13 protein-coding genes and 1 riboswitch are annotated in these 17475 nt (G+C 52.5%); of the genes, 9 read left to right on the top strand and 4 right to left on the bottom strand.

Features of this window, described 5'->3' with window-relative positions; translation table 11 throughout:
• Positions 1-227: 227 nt before the first annotated feature.
• The 3 genes from ACFQO0_RS04675 to ACFQO0_RS04665 form a co-directional block, all read right to left on the bottom strand.
• The gene (locus ACFQO0_RS04675) at positions 228-1856 is read right to left on the bottom strand and encodes an FMN-binding glutamate synthase family protein (RefSeq protein ID WP_382232865.1); all 1629 of its coding nucleotides are present in this window, start codon (positions 1854-1856) and stop codon (positions 228-230) included.
• Positions 1857-2045: 189 nt separating this feature from the next.
• Positions 2046-3173, bottom strand: a complete 1128-nt coding sequence (gene mnmA, locus ACFQO0_RS04670) for a tRNA 2-thiouridine(34) synthase MnmA (RefSeq protein ID WP_382232864.1) — start codon at positions 3171-3173, stop codon at positions 2046-2048.
• Entirely contained in the window at positions 3166-3651 is a 486-nt protein-coding gene (locus ACFQO0_RS04665) for an NUDIX hydrolase (RefSeq protein WP_382232863.1), read from the bottom strand. Before ACFQO0_RS04665 ends, mnmA begins: the two co-directional genes overlap by 8 nt.
• Positions 3652-4045: 394 nt before the next feature.
• On the opposite strand from ACFQO0_RS04665, the gene panD reads away from it, so the two are divergent.
• The 3 genes from panD to pntB all read left to right on the top strand — a co-directional run bounded on the left by panD (position 4046) and on the right by pntB (position 7546).
• On the top strand, positions 4046-4405 hold the full coding sequence (panD, locus tag ACFQO0_RS04660) for an aspartate 1-decarboxylase (protein ID WP_304934260.1): 360 nt from the start codon (positions 4046-4048) through the stop codon (positions 4403-4405).
• Positions 4406-4530: 125 nt separating this feature from the next.
• Complete coding sequence (locus ACFQO0_RS04655) at positions 4531-6129, top strand: Re/Si-specific NAD(P)(+) transhydrogenase subunit alpha (protein WP_382232862.1); 1599 nt, start codon at positions 4531-4533, stop codon at positions 6127-6129.
• A 10-nt stretch (positions 6130-6139) separates the two neighbouring features.
• The gene (pntB, locus tag ACFQO0_RS04650; RefSeq protein ID WP_382232861.1) at positions 6140-7546 is read left to right on the top strand and encodes a Re/Si-specific NAD(P)(+) transhydrogenase subunit beta; all 1407 of its coding nucleotides are present in this window, start codon (positions 6140-6142) and stop codon (positions 7544-7546) included.
• Between the two features lie 114 nt (positions 7547-7660).
• Here the strand turns inward: pntB and ACFQO0_RS04645 are convergent, their stop codons facing one another.
• Positions 7661-8566 (bottom strand): LysR family transcriptional regulator, encoded by a 906-nt coding sequence (locus ACFQO0_RS04645; protein ID WP_382232860.1) that lies wholly within the window; start codon positions 8564-8566, stop codon positions 7661-7663.
• A gap of 107 nt (positions 8567-8673) precedes the next feature.
• On the opposite strand from ACFQO0_RS04645, the gene gcl reads away from it, so the two are divergent.
• The 6 genes from gcl to thiC all read left to right on the top strand — a co-directional run bounded on the left by gcl (position 8674) and on the right by thiC (position 17473).
• Complete coding sequence (gene gcl, locus ACFQO0_RS04640) at positions 8674-10422, top strand: glyoxylate carboligase (RefSeq protein ID WP_382232859.1); 1749 nt, start codon at positions 8674-8676, stop codon at positions 10420-10422.
• A 1-nt stretch (position 10423) separates the two neighbouring features.
• Positions 10424-11203, top strand: a complete 780-nt coding sequence (gene hyi, locus ACFQO0_RS04635; RefSeq protein WP_382232858.1) for a hydroxypyruvate isomerase — start codon at positions 10424-10426, stop codon at positions 11201-11203.
• A gap of 132 nt (positions 11204-11335) precedes the next feature.
• Positions 11336-12223 carry a 2-hydroxy-3-oxopropionate reductase gene (gene glxR / locus ACFQO0_RS04630; RefSeq protein WP_382232857.1) on the top strand — a complete coding sequence of 296 codons (888 nt, stop codon included), beginning with the start codon at positions 11336-11338 and terminating at the stop codon, positions 12221-12223.
• Between the two features lie 161 nt (positions 12224-12384).
• On the top strand, positions 12385-13650 hold the full coding sequence (locus ACFQO0_RS04625; protein WP_382232856.1) for a glycerate kinase type-2 family protein: 1266 nt from the start codon (positions 12385-12387) through the stop codon (positions 13648-13650).
• 76 nt (positions 13651-13726) lie between these two features.
• On the top strand, positions 13727-15142 hold the full coding sequence (pyk, locus tag ACFQO0_RS04620; RefSeq protein WP_382232855.1) for a pyruvate kinase: 1416 nt from the start codon (positions 13727-13729) through the stop codon (positions 15140-15142).
• A 195-nt stretch (positions 15143-15337) separates the two neighbouring features.
• A riboswitch (TPP riboswitch) is annotated at positions 15338-15445 on the top strand.
• 114 nt (positions 15446-15559) lie between these two features.
• Positions 15560-17473: a phosphomethylpyrimidine synthase ThiC gene (gene thiC, locus ACFQO0_RS04615; protein ID WP_382232854.1), complete on the top strand. Its 1914-nt coding sequence runs from the start codon at positions 15560-15562 to the stop codon at positions 17471-17473.
• The last annotated feature ends 2 nt before the right edge of the window (positions 17474-17475 follow it).

Genomic DNA, 17475 nt, shown 5'->3' with positions numbered 1-17475 from the left:
TGAGAACAATTCGTGTTTAGATTATTCGCGATTTGAACTTCAATTGCAAGCCCTTTTGCTGGCGACGGGCGTTTGGAGGCAAATATTTTCGGGTTTTTGCTGCCGCAGGCGCCGAAAGTTGGCGGGCGGCTATGTTTTTGGCTTATTCAGTGCTGAAATGACAAAAGCCAGGGTGCCGATAGTCGGCAAGCCTGGCCCTGTTAAAAGACGGATGTGGAGCTGGAAAGCTAGTGGATCGGGTTAAACGATTCTGCCTGTGCAATCGGCCAGTAGGTGGCGAAGACCTCGGGTAATTCCTTTTCCGGATTGGCCTCAGTCAGCAGTTGGCCGGATTCCAGATACGGAAGCAAGGCTGAAACCAGCTTGACCTGATTGGCTGACACGCGTCTTACCAAATGATGCGGCTTCAGTTGCGATGGATGATTCAAGCCGGCGGCAGCAATTAGTTCAGCTAACGCCTTTAATGTATTTTGATGGAAATTGGCAACGCGCTCGGCTTTGTCAGGTACAACCAAAGCGCGCTGCCGCATGGCGTCTTGCGTAGCGATGCCGGTTGGGCAGCGATCAGTGTGGCAACTCTGCGACTGAATGCAGCCAAGCGCGAACATGAAGCCGCGTGCCGAGTTGCACCAGTCTGCACCCAGTGCGAGCGTACGCACGATATCAAAAGCAGTGACGATTTTGCCGGACGCGCCTAGCTTGATCTTGTCGCGCAATTTGGCGCCAACCAAGGTGTTGTGTACGAGTAGCAGTGCCTCCTGCAACGGTACGCCGACATGATCTGTAAATTCGACTGGCGCGGCACCAGTGCCGCCTTCACCGCCATCAATCACGATGAAGTCCGGTGTGATGCCTGTTTGCAGCATGGCCTTTACGATGCCGAAAAACTCCCATGGATGGCCTATCGCCAGCTTGAAGCCGGTCGGCTTGCCGCCCGATAGTGTGCGTAACTGATCTATAAATTGCAGCAAGCTTATCGGTGTATCGAAGGCGGAATGCGAAGACGGTGAGATGCAATCCATGCCTTGTGGTACGCCGCGCGCGTCCGCAATTTCTATCGAGACCTTGGCGCCGGGCAGCATGCCGCCGTGTCCGGGTTTGGCACCTTGCGACAGTTTCACCTCAATCATTTTCACTTGCGGCAGCGTCGCGTTGGCGGCAAATTTTTCAGCAGAAAAGCTGCCGTGTTCGGTGCGGCAACCGAAATAGCCGGAACCAATTTCCCACACCAGATCGCCACCGGGCTCACGGTCGTCTTCGGGACGGTGATAGCGACTGATGCTACCTTCGCCAGTGTCATGCATGAAGCGGCCTCTTTGCGCGCCCTGATTCAAGGCGCGTATTGCATTGGCTGACAAGGCGCCGAAACTCATCGCCGAAATATTGAAGATGCTGGCTGAATACGGTTGTGCACGATCGGCGCCGATGGTGATGCGGAAATCGTGCGAGCCGACTTTGGCCGGCATGATCGAATGATTGATCCATTCATAATCACTTTGGTAGACATCCATTTGCGTGCCGAACGGACGTTTGTCGACGGCTTGTTTTGCGCGCTGATATACGAGTGAACGCTGGTTGCGCGAGAACGGATTCGGTGCGGCGTCATCCTCCAGAAAATACTGGCGTATTTCTGGACGAACCGATTCGAACATATAGCGGAAATGCGCGAGGATAGGGTAATTGCGCAGCAAGGCGCGCTTGGTCTGAATGATATCGGCAATTCCGACGGCAGTCAGTGCACCGGACAGGGCGACCAGCCACCAGCCTGCATGCAACAATATCGCCACGATCAAAGATGACACGAAAACAAATCCAGCCCCTATCAAGGCTAGATAACGTACAGGGAAATCACGCATTTTTTCTCCAGACAGAATCTCCGGCTACGAGCGGAGTATTCGCGGGACAGTGTACAACGGCAGCCATGGGTTTCTTGAATAGCTAGATGATACTTATATAGCCCTTGTCGATATCGTCGTAGGTGAACGAGCAGGCTTATCGGGCATCACTTGGTGGTCGGCGGTAAATCGACAGAGAAATTGTTCCGCCTATCCCATTGAAGAACTATTGATGATGCCGCCGCCCAGACAAACATCACCTTGGTAAAGAACGGCGGATTGTCCTGGCGTGACGGCCCATTGCGGTGCGGCAAAGTTAAGCGAGAAGCTGTCATTGCCGGTGTGCTGCGTGCAGGCGACATCGGCCTGTCTATACCGGGTTTTGGCGGACAATTGCTCAATATCAGGCGGTGTCCCCGCGACCCAGCTCATCTGGCCCGCGCTTAATTCTGATGACAGCAACCAGGGATGATTGTGGCCTTGCACTATGTATAAGGTGTTGGTCGCTACGTCCTTGCGGGCGACATACCAGGGATCGCTATTGCCGTCACTATTCTTGTGCGTTTTCATGCCGCCCAAGCCTATCCCTTTGCGTTGTCCCAAAGTATAAAAACTCAAGCCTACGTGCTCGCCGACGATGGTGCCGTCAGGGGTTTTCATAGGGCCAGGCTGATATGACAAATAGCGATTAAGGAAGTCGCGAAACGGACGTTCGCCGATGAAGCAGATGCCGGTTGAATCTTTCTTTGCCGCGTTTGGCAGCTTCAGTTGTTCGGCTATCTTGCGCACTTCGGTTTTGTGGATTTCACCTAGCGGGAATAGGGTTTTAGCCAATTGCGCCTGGTTCAAGCGATGCAAAAAATAGCTTTGATCCTTGCTGGCGTCGACGGCTTTTAATAGCTGGGTTTGACCGGCGTTCGGTCCTGACGTCACTTCGCGCACGCGCGCATAGTGGCCGGTCGCGATCATGTCGGCGCCCAAATGCATGGCGTGATCCAGGAACGCTTTGAATTTGATTTCGGCATTGCACAGCACGTCAGGGTTGGGCGTGCGGCCGGCTTGATATTCGCGCAGGAACTCGGCGAATACACGGTCTTTATATTCAGAGGCGAAATTGACGGCTTCGATATCGACGCCGACCACATCGGCTACGCTGACCGCATCGATCCAGTCCTGGCGCGTCGAACAGTATTCGGAATCATCGTCATCTTCCCAGTTCTTCATGAACAGGCCTATGACTTCGTAGCCTTGTTCCTTTAGTAGCCAGGCAGAGACCGAAGAATCGACGCCGCCCGACATGCCGATGACGACACGTTTCCTGCTCGAACCTTTAGCCACCGATCACCTCGTAGACCGATGGATCGGTTTGCAGCAGCGACAATGGCGCACGCTTCCCAGCCAGATAGTCATCGACGCGCGCCAATACGGAAGGGCTGCGATGCTTGTCCTGGCAGGCGAGCAATTCATCGTAGCTCATCCAGACCGCGCGCAGGATACCGACATCCAATGGCTGATCGTGTTTGGCGCCAACTTCACCACAAAAGCTGAAACTTAGATAAGTGACGTCATGGCCGGTACGTGCAGATACATAGCGCGACATATACATGCCGACCAGAGCGGTGGGAGTGAAGTCGTGGGCGGTTTCTTCAAGGGTTTCGCGGACGACAGCCTGCGCCAGCGATTCGTGCGGGTCGAGATGCCCGGCCGGTTGATTAAAGCGGACGCCCTCACTGGTTTCTTCTTCTACCAGCAGGAAAAGTCCATCACGCTCGATGATGGCGGCAACAGTAACAGATGGTTTCCAGACGTCAGGCATAAGGGCTCTCGGAATAACCTGCTATTTTAGCGCGCACGGCAGAAAGTTGCCCGCAATGTTTCCCTTGTCAAAAATGTTGTAAAAAATGAGTCAGGTCAAGATTGCGCATCTTTGCCTTTGCTAAGGTGGACATTTAGCTTTATGCTTATTGGTTCGTTGCTCTAACGGAAGCCGACGAAAAGCGCGTGCACTTTGGTTAAGCCGGGTAGCGCGATCGCCCGATGGATCGGCGCGAATTCTTCTGCGACTGTGAAAACATCAGTTACAGGAACGACTGAAGTCCTGCTTTAAGCCGGTGGAAGCCGCCGGTTTTGGGAAAATACATAAATTAATTGATTTGCCTTCGCCACGTTCGGGCGTTGAGGCAAAGGTTTGAATACGGAATGGAAGAAACATGCAACGCGTTATGCTCAGAGCGAAAATTCACCGCGCAAAGGTGACTCAGGCTGACCTGCACTATGAAGGTTCATGCGGGATCGATGCGGATTTGCTGGATGCGGCCGACATCAAGGTCGGCGAAAGAATTGAGCTGTACAACATCAATAACGGTGAGCGCTTCTCGACTTATGCGATTCAAGGCGTAAGAGGTAGTGGCGAGATCTCGTTGAACGGCGCTGCTGCACGTCGCGCGCACCTCGGCGATTTGATGATTATTTGCACCTATGGTCCTATGAGCGATGAAGAAATCGCGACCTATGTTCCGAAGATTGTTTTCGTCGATGAAGACAATCATTTCGCCGGAATGAAAGATTAATTACCCAACGTTATCGCTAGAAAATCCCGGTCGCGCCATCAGTGCAGCTTGAACCGGGTTAGTCGTGTGCGTGTTTATATGTCGTTGGCAAGCCAAGAATTTAAACAAACTAAGAGAGATGCATTATGTCTTTAGTTATAGGAGTGCCGCGGGAGTCATTCCCCGGGGAAAAACGGGTGGCGACTGTGCCAGAAGTCGTTGAAAAGCTGATCAAACTCGGCTTTTCCGTCAGCGTAGAATCCGGCGCCGGTGACGACGCCAACTTCAGCGACGATACTTACCGCGCCGCTGGTGCACAGATCGTGCAAGGCGCTACCAGCTTGTGGTCCGCGTCCGATATCGTCTTCAAGGTGCGTGCTCCAAGTGCCGAGGAAATCGGTCTGATTCGCGAAGGTAGTACCCTGATCGGCTTCATCTGGCCGGCGCAAAATCCTGAATTGATGCAGCAGCTTGCCGCCAAGCGCGTTACCGTTTTGGCGCTGGACTCGCTGCCGCGCACGCTGTCGCGCGCGCAGAAGATGGATGCTTTGACCTCTACCGCCGGTGTCAGCGGCTATCGCGCTGTCATCGAGGCTGCCAATGCTTTCGGTCGTTTCTTCAACGGCCAGATCACGGCTGCAGGCAAGGTTCCTCCGGCCAAGGTCTTTATCGCAGGTGCTGGCGTGGCCGGTTTGGCTGCGATCGGTACGGCTGCCAGCCTAGGCGCCATCGTTCGTGCCAACGATACTCGTGCAGAAGTGGCCGATCAAGTGGTATCGCTGGGCGGCGAATTCGTGAAGGTCGATTATGACGAAGAAGGTTCGGGTGGCGGTGGCTATGCCAAGGTCATGTCCGAAGGTTTCCAGGCTGCGCAGCGTGAGATGTACGCTCAGCAGGCCAAGGAATGCGACATCATCATCACCACCGCGCTGATCCCGGGCAAGCCGGCTCCTAAACTGATTACTGCCGAAATGGTTCAGTCCATGAAACCCGGCAGCGTGATTGTCGATATGGCTGCCGAGCAGGGCGGCAACTGCGAACTGACCGAACCCGGCAAGGTCGTGGTGAAGCACGGCGTGACCATCGTCGGTTACACCGACCTGCCGAGCCGTCTGCCTAAGCAGGCGAGTACGCTGTACTCAACCAACCTGCTGCGTCTGACCGAAGAGCTGTGCAAGGACGCCGAAGGTAAAAAGACGACTGATGGCACCATCAACGTCAATATGGAAGACGAAGCCATTCGTGGGCTGACAGTCATCAAGGAAGGCAACATCACCTGGCCGCCTCCGCCGCCGAAACAAGTGGCTGCTCCGGCTGCTAAACCAGCTGTTGCGCCAGCGCCAGCGCATGGTCATGGTCCTAGCGGCAAAGTGTCATCGCCTACTCGCGTAGCGACCATGTTTGCATTCGCTGTTCTGCTGTTTGGTTTGATTGGCTATGGTGCACCAACGGCTTTCCTCGGCCATTTGACTGTATTCGTACTAGGTTGCTTCATTGGTTACATGGTGGTCTGGAATGTGACACCGGCATTGCATACGCCTCTGATGAGCGTTACCAACTCCATCTCGTCGATCATCGTGATCGGCGCGCTGGTACAGGTTGCGCCACCACTGGTTGATGGCATCACGCGTCCCGAGCTGCTGATCAAGTGCCTCGCTGCTGCTGCTATCGCTTTGACCGCAATCAACATGTTCGGTGGGTTTGCTGTTACCCGTCGCATGCTTGATATGTTCCGCAAGAATTAAGGAGACCACAATGTCTGCAAATCTGGCCACTGTCTCCTACATCGGAGCAACCATTCTTTTTATCCTCAGCCTGGGTGGCTTGTCGCATCCAGAAACATCACGCCGCGGTAATTTGTACGGCATGATCGGTATGGGCATCGCTGTCCTTGCCACCATCTTTGGACCACGTGTATCGCCGGAAGGTTATGCCTGGATCATCGCCGCACTGGTCGTCGGTGGTTCGATTGGCCTGTACGCTGCCAAGAAGGTCAAAATGACCGAAATGCCGGAACTGGTTGCATTGATGCACAGTTTCGTCGGTCTGGCCGCAGCGCTGGTTGGTTTCGCCAGCTATATCGATCCCTCGATCCAGCTGGTAGGTGCTGAAAAAGCGATTCATCATGTTGAAATCTACGTCGGTATCTTTATCGGTGCAGTGACTTTCTCTGGTTCGCTGATCGCATTCGGCAAACTGAACGGCAAAATTGGCGGCAAGCCATTGTTGTTGCCAGGCCGTCACGTCATCAACCTGATCGGTCTGCTACTCGTGATCTGGTTCGGCCGTGAGTTCACTATTGCACCAGATGTCGCCAGCGGTATGACTCCGTTGATCATCATGACTGTGATCGCACTGTTGTTCGGCATACATATGGTGATGGCAATCGGTGGTGCTGATATGCCGGTCGTCGTATCGATGTTGAATAGCTATTCCGGCTGGGCGGCTTCGGCTACCGGCTTCATGCTCGGCAATGATTTGCTGATCGTGACGGGTGCTTTGGTTGGTTCCTCAGGTGCGATTCTGTCGTACATCATGTGCCAAGCGATGAACCGCAACTTCTTCAGCGTGATCGCCGGTGGTTTTGGCGGCGGCGCACCGAAGGCTGGTGGTGCTGTTAAAGAGCAAGTTGGCGAGGCGACTCCAGTTACTGCTCAAGAAACCGCAGAACTGCTGCGCGAGGCAAAAAGCGTTGTTATCGTGCCGGGTTACGGCATGGCAGTGGCACAAGCTCAGCATACGGTGAATGACATCACCAAGTTCCTGCGTGCCAAAGGTACCAAGGTTCGTTTCGCGATCCATCCTGTTGCAGGGCGTATGCCTGGCCACATGAATGTATTGCTGGCCGAAGCCAAAGTACCTTACGACATCGTGATGGAAATGGACGAAATCAATGAAGACTTCCCTGATACCGACGTCGTCATGGTCATTGGTGCGAACGACATCGTGAACCCGGATGCGCAAGAAGATCCGGATAGCCCAATCGCTGGCATGCCAGTGCTTGAGGTTTGGAAGGCAGAAACGTCTATCGTCATGAAGCGTTCAATGGCTTCCGGTTATGCTGGTGTCGACAATCCGCTCTTCTACAAAGAAAACAATCGCATGTTGTTTGGCGATGCGAAGAAGATGCTGGACGAAGTCTTGGCAACTCTCAAAGGCTAAGCTGAAAAGTAGTTTGAAAAAAGCCCGCGCAAGCGGGCTTTTTTATTGGGTGCGAATTGTGTGCAAGATGTTGAGCTGATTAGCGAGGGAACAAGTGACCGCTACTCTCGGTTATCACCTGCTCCAATAACCCGGTTGGTTGTACATGGTTTTCAAGTGCGAGATAAACAGCCGCACTTTAGCCGGTACATTGCTTTGCTGCGGATACACCGCCATGATGTCGTATTCAGGAATGGCGTAATCATCGAGTACGGTTTCCAGTAAGCCACTTTCCAACTGGCTTTGTATCTCCCATACAGAGCGCCATGCAATGCCGAGGCCTTCGGTCATCCAGCGATGCAGCAATTCACCGTCGTTGCAGTCAAGACTGCCTTGCGCGCGCACTGAAACGGTTTTGCCGCGGTACTTGAAATACCAGCCGCGTTGCTGCCCACCTTGAAGATTGAAGGATAGGCAATTATGATTAGCCAGATCGTCCAGCGTTTTTGGCTTGCCGTGTTTTTTGAAATATTCTCGCGTACCGCACACCACGCGTTTATTGGCAGCAAGTTTAATGGCAACGAAATTGGGTTCGATGTTGCCCCCGATACGAATGCCCATGTCATACCCTTCTTGCACCAGATCGACGACGCGATCGGTCAGGTTGAATGACATTTTGAGTCCGGGATGTTGCTCCAGAAATTCTTGAGCGTATGGCGCGACGTGTTGCCGGCCGAAAGACGCAGGGGCGGAAATGATCAAATGGCCGGTGACTTTGTTGTTCCCCGCTGAGAGAGCGCTTTCTGCTTGATCCAGTTCTCCCAGCATTTTGCGGCAATGTTCGAGATAGACGGAACCTTCTTCTGTCAGAGCGAGCCTACGTGTAGAGCGATGCAGCAGGCGAACGCCGAGTCGTTTCTCTAAAGAATCAATACGACGCCCCACCATCACAGGCGTTACCTGCAAGGCCAGTGCGGCGGCGGCAAAGCTATTGTGCTCAACCGCCATCACGAAGGCTTCAATCTGTTTTAGCTTATCCATTCGATACTTTAAGTATTTAATTGGTTAATTAATAGTCCTATTCTAAAATTAAAGCATTAGAATTACTATACACATCAGGAAAATTTCATTTCAATGGAGATACAGTAATGGCAAAGATGACAGCAGCCCAAGCAGCAGTTTGGGTAATGCAGAAAGAAGGCATTGATCAGGCGTTCGGCGTACCAGGCGCAGCGATCAACCCGTTTTACTCCGCCATGCAAAAGCAAGGCACGATCAAACACATTCTGGCACGCCACGTAGAAGGCGCGACCCACATGGCTGAGGGTTACACCCGCGCCAAAGCTGGCAATATCGGTGTCGCCCTCGCGACTTCGGGCCCAGGCGGCACAGACATGATCACTGGTCTGTACTCGGCAATTGCGGATTCGATTCCAATTTTGTGCGTTACTGGTCAAGCGCCACGTGCTCGTTTGCACAAAGAAGATTTCCAGGCTGTTGATATCGAGTCGATCTCGAAACCAGTGACTAAATGGTCGGTCATGGTTCGTGAGCCAGCATTGGTTCCACAAGTGTTCCAACAAGCTTTCCACATCATGCGTTCGGGCCGTCCAGGTCCAGTGCTGATCGATTTGCCGTTCGACGTGCAAGTTGCTGAAATCGAATTCGATCCAGATCTGTACGAGCCATTGCCGGTCTACAAACCAGCAGCGACCCGCAAACAAATCGAAGCTGCAATCGCGATGTTGAATGCTGCAGAGCGTCCATTGCTGATTTCTGGCGGCGGCGTGATCAATGCAAACGCAACACCATTGATGCTCGAATTTGCTGAGCTGGTTAACGTTCCTGTCGTGCCAACCCTGATGGGCTGGGGCACGGTACCTGATGATCATCCACTGATGGTCGGTATGGTTGGTCTGCAAACTTCGCACCGTTACGGTAACGCGACGATGCTGGCTTCGGACTTTGCGTTTGGTATCGGTAACCGTTGGGCTAACCGTTTCACCGGTTCGATCGACGTTTTCACCAAAGATCGTAAATTCGTACACATCGACATCGAACCGACACAAATCGGTCGCGTGTTTGGTCCAGACCTCGGCATCACTTCCGACGCTGGCGCAGCACTGAAATTGATGATCGAAGTAGCGAAAGAATTGAAAGCTGCCGGCAAACTGAAAAACCGTGATGCATGGTTGGCCGAGTGCCAAGAACGCAAACGCACCATGTTGCGTAAAACGGATTTCGACGTAACGCCTATCAAACCACAACGTGTTTACCAAGAAATGAACACAGTGTTCGGCAAAACCGCGCGCTATGTTTCGAACATTGGTTTGTCGCAAATCGCTGCGGGTCAATTCCTGCACGTGTACAAAGAACGTAACTGGATCAACTGCGGTCAAGCAGGCCCATTGGGCTGGACTATCCCAGCTGCTCTGGGTGTCCGGGCTGCAGATCCAACCAGCGAAATCGTTGCAATCACAGGCGATTACGACTTCCAGTTCTTGCTCGAAGAATTGGCAGCCGGCGCGCAGTTCAATTTGCCGTACATCCACGTCTTGGTTAATAACTCGTACCTGGGTCTGATTCGTCAAGCACAACGTATGTTCACAATGGACTACTGCGTATCGCTGGCGTTCGACAACATCAACTCGACCGAAAATGCTTCGTACGGTGTTGATCACGTTAAAGTTACTGAAGGTTTGGGCTGCAAAGCAATTCGCGTCTACAACCCAGAAGACATCCAGCCAGCTCTGCGCAAAGCGCAAGAGTGGATCAAAGAATTCAAAGTGCCAGTCATTGTTGAAATCATCCTTGAACGCGTAACCAATATCGCGATGGGTACAGAGATCAACGCGATTAATGAGTTCGAAGAAATCCTCGACGTTAAGGGTGCTTAAGATGACGAAACTTGCTGCTAATCTGACGATGCTGTTCAACGAGGTTCCATTCATGGACCGCTTTGAACAAGCCGCAAAGAATGGCTTCAAAGGCGTTGAATTCTTGTTCCCATACGATTTCCCTGCGGCTGATGTCGCAGCGAAATTGAAAGAGAACAACCTGGAAATGGTTTTGCACAATCTGCCGGCCGGTAACTGGGCTGGTGGTGAGCGCGGTATCGCTTGCCATCCAGATCGTGTAGAAGAATTCAAGGCTGGCGTAGACAAGGCAATTGAATACGTCAAAGTGCTCGGCACCAAACAGGTCAATATCCTGTCCGGTATCGTGCCTGCTGGCGTAACGCATGAACAAGCAGAAGCGACTCTGGTCGCGAACTTGAAATATGCAGCTGCTAAATTGAAAGCTGAAGGTATCCCATTGTTGATCGAAGCGATCAACACATTCGATATCCCTGGCTTCTTCCTGACCGGTACCAAACAGACTCTGGACATCATTGCCAAGGTTGGTTCGGACAATCTGTTCTTCCAATACGACATCTATCACATGCAACGCATGGAAGGTGAATTGGCGAACACGATGAAGAACAACCTCGCGGTTATCCCTCATCTGCAGTTGGCTGACAATCCAGGTCGTTTTGAACCAGGCACAGGTGAAATCAACTACACCTTCCTGTTCAAGTTCTTGGACGAAATCGGCTACCAAGGCTGGATCGGTTGCGAATACAAACCGAAGGCCGGTACGGTTGAAGGTTTTGGCTGGCGCGCAGCGCACGGCGTGTAAGATTAAATCATGGGCGGCTTGCGGGCTGCCCATGACTTTTATCGTACTTTCACGTTCTCGTCACAAAAGCACTACACCATAGCGCGTACCATCTCGGTCGCGATTCACTAAAAAATTTCAGGAGTCACTAACATGGCAAAAGTCGGATTTATTGGTTTGGGCATCATGGGCGCACCAATGGCGCTTAACCTGTTAAAAGGCGGTCATGAACTGTACGTTCACGATCAAAAAGCACCTTCACAAGAACTGATCGACGGCGGCGTAAAAGTCCTGGCATCAGGCGCTGAAGTTGCTAAAAACGCAGACATCATCATCACCATGGTGCCGGACACCCCGCACGTGGAAGCTGTTCTGTTTGGTGAAAACGGCGTTGCTGCTGGTTTGTCCAAAGGCAAAATCGTGGTTGACATGAGCTCGATCTCGCCTATCGCTACTAAAGAATTCGCTAAAAAAATCAACGCTCTGGGTTGCGAATACCTGGATGCGCCAGTATCCGGTGGTGAAGTCGGTGCTAAAGCCGCTTCGTTGACCATCATGATCGGTGGTTCGGAAGCAGCATTTGCAACCGTCAAACCATTGTTTGAATTGATGGGAAAAAACATCACTCTGGTCGGCGGTAACGGCGACGGTCAAACCACTAAAGTGGCTAACCAAATCATCGTTGCATTGAATATTCAAGCTGTTGCAGAAGCACTGTTGTTCGCTTCTAAAGCAGGCGCAGATCCAGCGAAAGTTCGTCAAGCATTGATGGGCGGCTTTGCTAATTCGCGTATCTTGGAAGTACATGGCGAGCGTATGGTTAAACGTACATTCAACCCTGGCTTCCGTATCGAATTGCACCAGAAAGATTTGAACCTTGCATTGCAAGGCGCAAAAGCAATGGGCGTTTCCTTGCCAAACACAGCGGCTACACAAGAGCTGATGAATGCATGCGCAGCAAATGGCATGAGCGGTCTCGATCACTCGGCACTGTGCCGCGCGATTGAAATCATGTCGAACCACGAAATCGCCAAAGCGTAATTTCGTTTCGATAGCATGAGTTGTTCAGCCGGCATTGCGATCGATTGCAATGCCGGTTTGATCCTCGCGAGTTTTACGCGGGTGAATCAAATACGAATCAAATAGTTTGCATCACAAGATTTAATACGCACTTCCCCAATTCTTAGGAATATTCTCGCCACATGTCGATAGCCCCACGTCAATTTTTAAACGACCTGTATGCAACAGCGGTAGAGGCCGTGAGCGCACAGAAGTGCATGCCCGCTTATCTGCCCAAGCAATCGGTCAAAGGCCGCACATTGGTGATCGGTGCCGGTAAAGGTGCCGCTGCAATGGCCAAGGTAGTTGAAGATACATGGCCAGGCAAAGTCGAAGGTTTGATCGTCACACGTTATGGCCATGGCGCCGACTGCAAGCAAATTGAAGTCGTCGAAGCCGCCCATCCAGTACCGGATGAAGCCGGTCGGCAAGCGGCCGGTCGCATGTTGGAACTGGTCAAAGGCTTGACCGAAGACGACCTCGTGTTGTGTCTGATCACCGGTGGTGGTTCGGCTCTGCTGAGCTTGCCAGGTGAAGGCATATCACTGGAACAAAAACAGGCCTTGAACAAGGCATTGCTGAAAAGCGGCGCAACGATTTCTGAAATGAACTGCGTGCGCAAACACCTTTCAGCTATCAAAGGTGGCCGCCTCGGTCTGGCCTGCGCACCGGCACGTGTCGTGACGCTGCTGATCTCCGACGTGCCTGGCGATGATCCTGGCGTCATTGCCAGCGGTCCAACGCTGCCTGATCCGACTACCTGCGCAGAATCGCTCGCCATCCTGAAAAAATACAAGATCGAGATTCCAGACAATATCTTGCAGCACCTCGAGTCCGGCGCCGGCGAAACACCGAAGCCAGGCGATGCGCGCTTCGCACGTAACGAACACCACGTGATTGCGACTGCGCAACACGCGCTGGAAGCGGCAGCAGAAAAAGCACGAGCAGCTGGCATCACGCCTTACATTTTGTCCAACGATCTGGAAGGCGAATCGCGCGATGTCGGTTCCGTCCATGCCGCGTTGGCGAAACAGGTTGCGAAGTACGGCCAGCCATTCGCCAAACCTTGCGTTATCTTGTCCGGTGGCGAAACCACAGTGACAGTGCGCGGCAAAGGTCGTGGCGGTCGTAACGCAGAATTCCTGTTGAGTCTGGCGGTTTCGTTGAACGGCGCACCGGATATTTATGCATTGGCATGCGACACCGACGGTATCGATGGTTCGGAAGATAACGCCGGCGCGAGCTATCAGCCGGATTCGATCGCACGCGCTGCAGCTGCAGGACATAATGCGAAAGCGATGCTCGAAAACAATGACGGTTATGGTTTCTTCAGTGCGGTAGGCGATTTGATTGTCAGTGGTCCGACCCGCACGAACGTGAACGATTTCCGCGCCATCCTGATTTTGTAATTTATTCGCTGCTATGTTGTCCGTGTACGCATAGCGGTATCGATTTTTTAATTTTCATTTAAGAAGAAGACCTGTCATGAGACGTAATCGCAAAGCAAAAATCGTTGCTACCCTTGGCCCAGCAAGTAATGATGTCGAAACTATCAGCGCACTGTTTGAAGCTGGCGTGGATATGTTCCGCTTCAACTTCAGCCATGGTTCGCATGAAGATCACCGCGCACGTCACGAAATCGTTCGTGGCCTGGAAACCAAGTACGGCCGTCCTGTTTCGATTCTCGCTGACTTGCAAGGTCCGAAGATTCGTCTGGGCACGTTCACAGGCGATTCCGCAGTGCTGACGGAAGGCTCGCAATTCGTGCTGGACCGCGACGAAACACCAGGCGACGCATCGCGCGTGTACTTGCCACATCCTGAACTGTTTGCTGCTGTTGCAGCTGGTCAGAACCTGCTGTTCGACGACGGCAAAATTCGTGTCACGATCGAAAGCAACTCTGGTGAACGCATCGTCACTCGTGTGACCACCGGCGGCAAGATTTCTAACCGCAAAGGTGTCAACGTCCCCGACGCAATCTTGCCTATTCCTGCCATGACGCCGAAAGATCTGATTGATCTGGAATTCGCTTTGTCACTGGGCGTGGATTGGGTTGCGCTGTCGTTCGTGCAACAAGTTTCCGACATTGAAGATGCACGCAAGATCATTGGCGATCGCGCTTTGATTCAATCGAAGATCGAGAAGCCAGCCGCAATGCTGGACATCGATGCAATCTGCAAAGCATCTGATTCCGTCATGGTTGCTCGCGGTGATCTTGGTGTTGAACTGCCGATCTCGCAAGTGCCACGTGCCCAAAAAGAAATCATCCGTGTTTCGCGCAAATATGGCCGCCCAACCATCGTTGCTACGCACATGCTGGAATCGATGACTGAGTCGCCAATGCCAACACGTGCAGAAGCTTCGGACGTCGCTACCGCGATCTACGAAGGCGCTGATGCTGTTATGTTGTCGGCTGAATCCGCTAGCGGTAAAAATCCTGTTCGTGCAGTGCAAATGATGGACGCCATCATCAAGGAAGTGGAATCCGATCCGGTTTACCGCAACCTGCTGGATGCACAACAAGTTGCACCACGTGCAACGCCAGAAGATGCGATCTGCATCGCCCTGCTCGACACAACGACAGCGCTCAAGGCTGCATGCACCGTGACTTACACCAAGTCCGGCAGCACCAGCATGAGTGCGGCACGTGTTCGTCCGAATACCTCGATTCTCAGCATCGCGTCAGAACTCAAAACGGCGCGTCGTTTGGCATGGGTTTGGGGCATTCATTCGATCGTCGGCAAGGACGTGCATTCAGTAGATGAAATGGTCAGCGAAGCATTGACCTCAGCTGTGCGCGAAGGCTTTGCCAAAAAAGGCGAATACATTGCAATCTCGGCTGGTTTGCCATTCGGCGAATCAGGTACTACCAATCTGTTGCACATCGCAACAGTTAAGTAATCGCAGTAAGAACTTAGTTGTACACAGTTTCTGAACGACGGCGTATTTGCCGTTTTTCAGAACTGACATGTATGGTTTGTTGAGTTGCACATCAGTAAGCCATACATGTCAGATGTAAAAATTTGACCCGGGTCAATTGACTATGCAGTTTTATTGCATAGACTCGCGTTGTAGTTTGATTCACCTGTTACAGAAGTAAAAAGCTAGGGGTCCTAGGCAAATGCGTTCCGCATTTGCCGGGTGAGAAAAACCCTTGAACCTGATCTGGATAATGCCAGCGAAGGGAAGCTACCGAGAACGTGTATTGCATCCGGCATTCGAATTGTGTTTTCGTCGATACCAAGCTGAATACAATACAGGTTCTCGAAACCTCCTTAGCTGGCTCCAAGCCAATTTGTAGTTAGCCAAGGAGCCAAAATGAATGCCAACCCGAAATTCCTGTCCGCTACCGCCACGGTAGATGAAGCAGCGATTCAACCATTACCAAATTCCAGCAAAGTTTATATCCAGGGTTCGCGTCCTGATATACGCGTGCCTATGCGCAAGATCACGCAATCCGATACGGCCGCATCGTTCGGCTTTGAAAAAAATCCGGCGATCTATGTCTACGATACGTCCGGTCCTTACACCGATCCTGAAGCCAAGATCGATATCCGTTCCGGCCTAGATACACCGCGCATGCCGTGGATACTCGAGCGCAAGGACACGGAAGAGCTCGCCGGCCCAACATCCGAATACGGTATCGAGCGCTTGAACGATCCGCAATTGGCAGAACTGCGCTTCAACCTGCATCGCAAACCGCGCCGCGCACTCGCTGGCAAGAATGTCAGTCAGATGCATTACGCACGTCAGGGCATTATCACGCCTGAAATGGAATTCGTTGCGATTCGCGAAAACATGAATCGCCGCGCATATCTGGAAGAGTTGAAACAATCCGGGCCGAAAGGCGAAAAACTCGCCGAGCTGATGGGCCGTCAACATCCGGGTCAATCGTTTGGTGCCTCGATTCCGCAAGAGATCACCGCCGAATTCGTGCGCAGTGAAATCGCGCGCGGCCGCGCCATTATTCCGGCCAATATCAACCATCCAGAAATCGAGCCGATGATCATCGGCCGTAATTTTCTGGTCAAGATCAACGCCAACATCGGCAATTCGGCTGTGACATCGTCGATAGGCGAAGAAGTCGAGAAAATGACCTGGGCAATACGCTGGGGTGGCGATAACGTGATGGATTTGTCGACCGGCAAACACATACATGAAACGCGTGAATGGATCATCCGCAATTCACCTGTGCCCATCGGCACCGTGCCGATCTATCAGGCGCTGGAAAAGGTCAACGGCAAGGCTGAAGACTTGACCTGGGAAATCTTCCGCGACACCTTGATCGAGCAGGCGGAGCAGGGCGTCGACTACTTCACGATCCACGCCGGGGTATTGTTGCGCTACGTGCCGATGACGGCAAAACGTCTGACCGGCATCGTTTCGCGCGGTGGTTCGATCATGGCGAAATGGTGTCTCGCGCATCACAAGGAATCCTTTCTGCATGAACACTTCGAAGACATCTGCGAAATCATGAAAGCCTACGACGTGTCGTTCTCGCTGGGTGACGGTTTGCGTCCGGGTTCGATTTACGATGCCAACGATGAAGCGCAACTCGGTGAACTGAAAACGCTGGGTGAACTGACACAGATCGCATGGAAGCATGACGTGCAAGTGATGATCGAAGGTCCGGGTCACGTGCCTATGCATTTGATCAAGGAAAATATGGATCTGCAATTGGAGCAGTGCCACGAAGCGCCGTTCTATACACTGGGACCATTGACGACCGACATTGCACCTGGCTATGACCACATTACATCCGGCATCGGTGCTGCGCAAATTGGTTGGTACGGTACCGCGATGCTGTGTTACGTCACACCGAAAGAACATCTCGGCTTGCCGAATAAGGTTGACGTCAAGGACGGCATTATCACGTACAAGATTGCTGCGCATGCAGCCGACTTGGCCAAAGGTCATATCGGTGCGCAGATACGTGACAACGCATTGTCGAAAGCGCGTTTTGAATTCCGTTGGGATGATCAGTTCAACATCGGTCTCGATCCGGACAAGGCGCGCGAATTCCACGATGAAACCTTACCCAAGGATTCCGCCAAGGTCGCGCATTTCTGCTCTATGTGTGGCCCGCATTTCTGCTCGATGAAAATCACGCAGGAAGTGCGCGACTACGCAGCCAAGCAAGGCATAACGGAAATCCAGGCCCTGAAAGCAGGGATGGAAGTGAAAGCGATCGAGTTTGTCAAAAGCGGTTCCGAAATTTATCAAAAGCAGTAACG

It is taken from the genome of Herminiimonas aquatilis, from assembly GCF_042665175.1.
In the GTDB taxonomy this organism is placed as follows: domain Bacteria; phylum Pseudomonadota; class Gammaproteobacteria; order Burkholderiales; family Burkholderiaceae_D; genus Oxalicibacterium; species Oxalicibacterium aquatilis.
This window is presented reverse-complemented; position numbering and strand designations above follow the sequence as displayed.

Excerpts from the sequence above, each read along its gene's own strand:
- pyk (WP_382232855.1), top strand. The coding sequence starts at position 13,727 with ATGAGACGTAATCGCAAAGCAAAAATCGTTGCTACCCTTGGCCCAGCA.
- thiC (WP_382232854.1), top strand. The coding sequence starts at position 15,560 with ATGAATGCCAACCCGAAATTCCTGTCCGCTACCGCCACGGTAGATGAA.
- glxR (WP_382232857.1), top strand. The coding sequence starts at position 11,336 with ATGGCAAAAGTCGGATTTATTGGTTTGGGCATCATGGGCGCACCAATG.
- ACFQO0_RS04675 (WP_382232865.1), bottom strand. The coding sequence starts at position 1,856 with ATGCGTGATTTCCCTGTACGTTATCTAGCCTTGATAGGGGCTGGATTT.
- hyi (WP_382232858.1), top strand. The coding sequence starts at position 10,424 with ATGACGAAACTTGCTGCTAATCTGACGATGCTGTTCAACGAGGTTCCA.
- panD (WP_304934260.1), top strand. The coding sequence starts at position 4,046 with ATGCAACGCGTTATGCTCAGAGCGAAAATTCACCGCGCAAAGGTGACT.
- ACFQO0_RS04645 (WP_382232860.1), bottom strand. The coding sequence starts at position 8,566 with ATGGATAAGCTAAAACAGATTGAAGCCTTCGTGATGGCGGTTGAGCAC.
- pntB (WP_382232861.1), top strand. The coding sequence starts at position 6,140 with ATGTCTGCAAATCTGGCCACTGTCTCCTACATCGGAGCAACCATTCTT.
- ACFQO0_RS04665 (WP_382232863.1), bottom strand. The coding sequence starts at position 3,651 with ATGCCTGACGTCTGGAAACCATCTGTTACTGTTGCCGCCATCATCGAG.
- gcl (WP_382232859.1), top strand. The coding sequence starts at position 8,674 with ATGGCAAAGATGACAGCAGCCCAAGCAGCAGTTTGGGTAATGCAGAAA.
- ACFQO0_RS04655 (WP_382232862.1), top strand. The coding sequence starts at position 4,531 with ATGTCTTTAGTTATAGGAGTGCCGCGGGAGTCATTCCCCGGGGAAAAA.
- ACFQO0_RS04625 (WP_382232856.1), top strand. The coding sequence starts at position 12,385 with ATGTCGATAGCCCCACGTCAATTTTTAAACGACCTGTATGCAACAGCG.